The following is a 3,322-nucleotide window of genomic DNA, read 5'->3' on the forward strand; positions in this document are numbered from 1 at the left end:
CGGAGTGTCGGAGAGTGATTATACCGATACGGCGGATGCGGTAGTGGTCCGGTAGGCAATGACAGGGATGAACAGAGGCATGGAGAAGAGCAGAAAGAAAACAAATAGGCTGGACCGAAGCAGGAAATTGAACGGATTTCTGGCTGTGGCGGGCCTGGTAACAGCAGCCAGCCTGGGAATCTGCACCATCGTGGCAGTCTGGGGCTTCCCAGCCCCGATCCAGGCCCAGATCGATATCCAGCCGGATAAAAATGCCAAGTCAGGAACCCTTCATGCCGGAGAAATACAGGAGGTAGCCGCCGGAGATTTCTGGGTGGTGATGAACCAGCTGCCAACGATGGAGGAAGGAAGCCGGGACTGCAACATAGAGTATGAAAATCCATCCACTAACTATTACAGCGCCAGAGTCAGCCTATATTCGAAAGAAGATGGAAAACTGCTGGGAAATACCAGACGGGTGGACCCGGGTAATTATGTGGAGACCATCCCGCTGAGGAAACAGCAGCCTCCCGGAGAATATCCGGTGACAGTGGTGCTGGAGCTGTTTGAGGAGAAGACACCGGTGGGGAACCTTTCCATCGACATTACCTTAAGAGTTCTTGGAGAAAAACAGTGAGCCGGACATGAAGAAAGAGCAGAAAAGAGAGAGAAGCAGAATGCGAGAAAGAAGAAACCGACTGAATATCCTGGTAGTGGCTCTGGCGGCAGTCTTCTGTATGGCGGTGGTGGCGGGAGCCGGATATTTTGTCTATGCCAGCAGCCAGTCTGTAGAGGCATCCATCCCCCGCCTGCAGGCGGAGGGGAATGTGAAGACGGGAACCTTAAATGACCCGGAAGGCCGCCAGAGGGAGCTGGATGCCATTGTGGAAGAGGGAATGGTGGCATTCTCCATTAACGCCACCCCTTACATACAGGATGGAAAGGGCAAAGCCAATTTCATGATAGAGAACCCGCCGGGAAATGGAAACCGATTCACGGTAAGTATCAGCCGGGATGATACCGGGGAAGAAATCTACCGCTCCGGGTATATCGAACCGGAACAGTACATCGATGAGGCACCGCTGGACGTGGAACTTCCCAAAGGGGAGTACGCCTGCACGGCCAGCTTTGACACGTACCGGCTTGATGAGGACACTTATATTGGCAGGGCAGCGGCAAAGATTACTCTGTATGTGCTGGAATGACAGCAGAGCGGTCCGGATATGAGATGGGCAGAAGAGATAAAAGACAGAAGGAATCGATGCGGCCAGCGGAGCTTAGCTGAATGGATAAAACAAAGACAGAAACGAAAGGTACACAGGACATGAGTGCAGGTGCAGGAAGAAAAAAAGAACATGCGGGGAAGAACCGGAGATTCACAGCGGCCGTGCTGGCCCTGGGGATGTTCTGCATGGCGGGAGCGGCGGCCGGCGTCTATTTCAGCCGGAGCCGGCCGGCGGAGAAGACCGCCGGCCTGGTATATGAATCCAACGTGATCATGGGAGACATCCCTGGAAAGAGCCTGGAAGAGCGCCAGCGGGAGCTGGATTCCGTAGTGGAGGAGGGCATGCTTGCCATGTCCATGAACGCCACCCCGTCAGGCCGGGCATCGGGAGCGGACCGGAACATTAACTGGCTGATCGAAAACCCGTCCAACCAGGGGAAATTAATCCGTGTGGAGATAACCAGGGATGACACGGGCGAAAAAATCTATGAGACCGGAGCCATCCCGCCGGGAAGCTATGTGGAGTCAGCCCCTTCGGATACCAGACTGGAAGCCGGAAGCTATGACTGCACGGCAGTTTTTCTGGCCTACCGGGAGGACAGCGAAGAATACGTGGGGCAGGCGGCGGTGAAGATCAAGCTGACGCTGCTGGAATGAAAGGGGGAAGGGAGCATTGAGAAAACTGGGAGCCTGCCTGGCGGCAGGCATGATTATCCTGTACGCGTTCCAGAGGGATGCCCCGCCAGCCTATGGAGAAGTGCTGTCAGGAGCGCCGGCCGAAATGGGAACCCTGGAGTTCCCTGTTGATGAATCCTCAGCAACCGCAGAATCTGAGCTGCGGGGAAAAATCAAAGTGGATTTAATCTCCGTGGAACTGCCGGCCGGAGGGTTTGAATTCAACATCGACACCACGGAGCCCTTCAGCCCGGAACGCCCCGGAGAGCAGATACAAAGCCCGGTCATCCGTGTAGCCAACCACTCGGTGGTGCCGGTGAAAGTAGAAATCTCCCAGGTAGCCGAAATCAGTGAGGAGGACATCCGTTTCTCCCCCAAGTTCGGCAGCGGACCGGAGCAGAAGTTCCAGCTTCTGGACAAAGTATCGAAAGTGGGAGACCCCGGAACCGCCATCCTGGTGCTGGGAGCCAGCGGTGTCTCATACAGCAGTGAAGCGGACTTCGAGCAGTATGCCCTCCTGCCGGGAAGAAGAGATATTTTTGTGGCAAGAATCGAGGCAAACGGAAGCACGGACTTAAACCTCTACGGAAAGATATCACCGGACTTTTACGGAGAATACGAGTTCACCGTAAGCCCCACCCTGAAAATCAGTACAGTCAACGCGGCTGATTGATAGAAAGCAGTAATGAGAAAGAGCAATAAAAAATCAAAAGGATTCAGGAGGAAGAGAAGATGAATAAGAAAATGAAGAAAACGGCGGCCCTGGCCCTGGCCGTAGGAATGGCAGTGACAGGCAGCATGGCGTCCTACGCGTCGGGCCTTGGAAATGCAACAATCAGCGATGTGGCAATATCAACCTCAAATGCGGAAGGAACAGTAGGAGGAAGCCAGAACTCCGTCCTGACAGGAACTATCAAAGTAACAAGCATCAGTGTAAAAGTACCGACAGCGGCCGCTTTCGAGATGAACCCCAACCTGACAGTGACAGACCCACAGGTCAACCGGATCACAGCCCAGTCCGGTGAGTACAAAATCACCAACACATCAACAGTTCCCATAGACGTCAGCATCACGGCAATAGCCACAAATGCCGCAGGCGGCTTCACCAACGATGCCACAAAACTGACGGGAACCGGAAACGATAAGAAAGTGATGTTTGCAGTGAGAAAGTCAACCGAAGCTGTCCCAACCAGCGCGGCCGGAGACAAGACAAAATGGTTCGACCCGGATGCCAATTATGGAAACACCCCCTACAAAGTAAGCACCACAGCCGGTGACAATACCCTGGCGGCCAGTGCCGTGCTGGAGATGAAACTGTATGGCGCCACCGTCCAGGGCTGGTCAAACAATGAGACGTTCACTGTTACCCCAACCTTCACCATATCCGTACACTAACCACAACGGGACTATCAGAAAGGAGACAACCAATATGGCAACCAGAAT

5 protein-coding genes are annotated in these 3,322 nt (G+C 54.1%); all 5 read left to right on the top strand.

All coding sequences use genetic code 11. The features are described 5' to 3' along the window. Positions 1-79 precede the first annotated feature (79 nt). The 5 genes from HMPREF9473_RS16030 to HMPREF9473_RS16050 all read left to right on the top strand — a co-directional run bounded on the left by HMPREF9473_RS16030 (position 80) and on the right by HMPREF9473_RS16050 (position 3,274). Complete coding sequence (locus HMPREF9473_RS16030; RefSeq protein ID WP_006781205.1) at positions 80-616, top strand: hypothetical protein; 537 nt, start codon at positions 80-82, stop codon at positions 614-616. A gap of 40 nt (positions 617-656) precedes the next feature. Next, positions 657-1,184, top strand: a complete 528-nt coding sequence (locus HMPREF9473_RS26350) for a hypothetical protein (RefSeq protein ID WP_242830848.1) — start codon at positions 657-659, stop codon at positions 1,182-1,184. An 80-nt stretch (positions 1,185-1,264) separates the two neighbouring features. Further along, positions 1,265-1,861 carry a hypothetical protein gene (locus HMPREF9473_RS26355; RefSeq protein ID WP_006781207.1) on the top strand — a complete coding sequence of 199 codons (597 nt, stop codon included), beginning with the start codon at positions 1,265-1,267 and terminating at the stop codon, positions 1,859-1,861. A 16-nt stretch (positions 1,862-1,877) separates the two neighbouring features. After that, positions 1,878-2,552, top strand: a complete 675-nt coding sequence (locus HMPREF9473_RS16045) for a hypothetical protein (protein ID WP_006781208.1) — start codon at positions 1,878-1,880, stop codon at positions 2,550-2,552. A gap of 59 nt (positions 2,553-2,611) precedes the next feature. Further along, positions 2,612-3,274 (top strand): hypothetical protein, encoded by a 663-nt coding sequence (locus tag HMPREF9473_RS16050; protein ID WP_006781209.1) that lies wholly within the window; start codon positions 2,612-2,614, stop codon positions 3,272-3,274. Positions 3,275-3,322: the final 48 nt, after the last annotated feature.

Source organism: Hungatella hathewayi WAL-18680 (assembly GCF_000235505.1).
Classification (GTDB): Bacteria; Bacillota; Clostridia; order Lachnospirales; family Lachnospiraceae; genus Hungatella_A; species Hungatella_A hathewayi_A.

What these genes read in the sequence shown, in the direction of transcription:
- HMPREF9473_RS16030 (WP_006781205.1), top strand. Translation starts at nt 80, where the DNA reads ATGGAGAAGAGCAGAAAGAAAACAAATAGGCTGGACCGAAGCAGGAAA.
- HMPREF9473_RS26350 (WP_242830848.1), top strand. Translation starts at nt 657, where the DNA reads ATGCGAGAAAGAAGAAACCGACTGAATATCCTGGTAGTGGCTCTGGCG.
- HMPREF9473_RS26355 (WP_006781207.1), top strand. Translation starts at nt 1,265, where the DNA reads ATGGATAAAACAAAGACAGAAACGAAAGGTACACAGGACATGAGTGCA.
- HMPREF9473_RS16050 (WP_006781209.1), top strand. Translation starts at nt 2,612, where the DNA reads ATGAATAAGAAAATGAAGAAAACGGCGGCCCTGGCCCTGGCCGTAGGA.